The sequence below is a fragment of the Burkholderia sp. FL-7-2-10-S1-D7 genome (assembly GCF_001524185.1).
Classification (GTDB): Bacteria; Pseudomonadota; Gammaproteobacteria; order Burkholderiales; family Burkholderiaceae; genus Burkholderia; species Burkholderia diffusa.
This window is the reverse complement of the sequence record NZ_LOWY01000073.1, coordinates 1-1,567: the sequence shown is the minus strand read 5'-3', so window position 1 is coordinate 1,567 and position 1,567 is coordinate 1. Positions and strand designations below refer to the sequence as shown.

General features: G+C 64.4%; 1 protein-coding gene. It reads left to right on the top strand.

What is annotated here, in order from left to right:
* Positions 1 to 30: 30 nt before the first annotated feature.
* Positions 31 to 1,567 (top strand): hypothetical protein (locus WS75_RS34230; RefSeq protein ID WP_218919284.1); only part of this gene is annotated, 1,537 nt, incomplete at its 3' end.

Genomic DNA, 1,567 nt, shown 5'->3' with positions numbered 1-1,567 from the left:
TTAACCGAGCTATTGGTCGAGCTCAGACCCGTGGACAACGAGCTGATGCCGGTCGAGGTCGACGTGGACAGCGACGAAATCGAGCTGCTTGCCGACGAGAGACCGGTCGACGTGGAAGTCGAGAGCGAAGCGACCGAACTGTCGGTCGAGCTGAGGCCCGTGGACAACGAGCTGATGCCGGTCGAAGTCGACGTGGACAGCGAGCTGATCGAGCTAGTGGCCGAGGAGAGGCCGGTCGACGTCGAGGTCGAGAGCGAAGCCACCGAGCTGTCGGTCGAGCTGAGGCCCGTGGACAGCGAGCTGATGCCCGTCGAGGTCGACGTGGACAACGACGAGATCGAGCTAGTTGCCGACGAGAGGCCGGTCGACGTGGAGGTCGAGAGCGAAGCGACCGAGCTATCGGTCGAGCTCAGACCCGTGGACAACGAGCTGATGCCGGTCGAGGTCGACGTGGACAGCGACGAGATCGAGCTGGTTGCGGACGACAGGCCAGTCGACGTGGAAGTCGACAGCGAAGCCACGGTGCTATCGGTCGAGCTGAGGCCCGTGGACAACGAGCTGATGCCCGTCGAAGTCGACGTGGACAACGACGAGATCGAGCTGGTTGCCGACGAGAGCCCGGTCGACGTGGAAGTCGACAGCGAAGCGACCGAGCTATCGGTCGAGCTGAGGCCCGTGGACAACGAGCTGATGCCGGTCGAGGTCGAGGTGGACAACGACGAGATCGAGCTGGTTGCCGACGAGAGGCCAGTCGACGTGGAAGTCGACAGCGAAGCGACCGAGCTATCGGTCGAGCTGAGGCCCGTGGACAACGAGTTGATGCCGGTCGAAGTCGACGTGGACAGCGAGCTGATCGAGCTAGTGGCCGACGAGAGGCCGGTCGACGTGGAGGTCGAGAGCGAAGCGACCGAGCTGTCGGTCGAGCTGAGGCCGGTCGACAGCGAGCTGATGCCGGTCGAGGTCGACGTGGACAGCGACGAAATCGAGCTGGTTGCCGACGAGAGGCCAGTCGACGTGGAGGTCGACAGCGAAGCGACCGAGCTATCGGTCGAGCTGAGGCCCGTGGACAGCGAGCTGATCCCCGTCGAGGTCGAGGTGGACAGCGACGAGATCGAGCTGGTTGCCGACGAGAGACCGGTCGACGTCGAGGTCGAGAGCGAAGCGACCGAGCTGTCGGTCGAGCTCAGACCCGTGGACAACGAGTTGATGCCGGTCGAGGTCGACGTGGACAGCGAGCTGATCGAGCTAGTTGCCGACGACAGGCCAGTCGACGTCGAGGTCGACAGCGAAGCGACCGAGCTATCGGTCGAGCTCAGACCCGTGGACAACGAGCTGATGCCGGTCGAAGTCGACGTGGACAGCGAGCTGATCGAGCTAGTGGCCGACGAGAGGCCGGTCGACGTGGAGGTCGAGAGCGAAGCCACCGAGCTGTCGGTCGAGCTGAGGCCCGTGGACAGCGAGTTGATGCCGGTCGAGGTCGACGTGGACAACGACGAGATCGAGCTGGTTGCCGACGAGAGGCCGGTCGACGTCGAGGTCGAGAGCGAAGCGACCGAGCTGTCGGTCG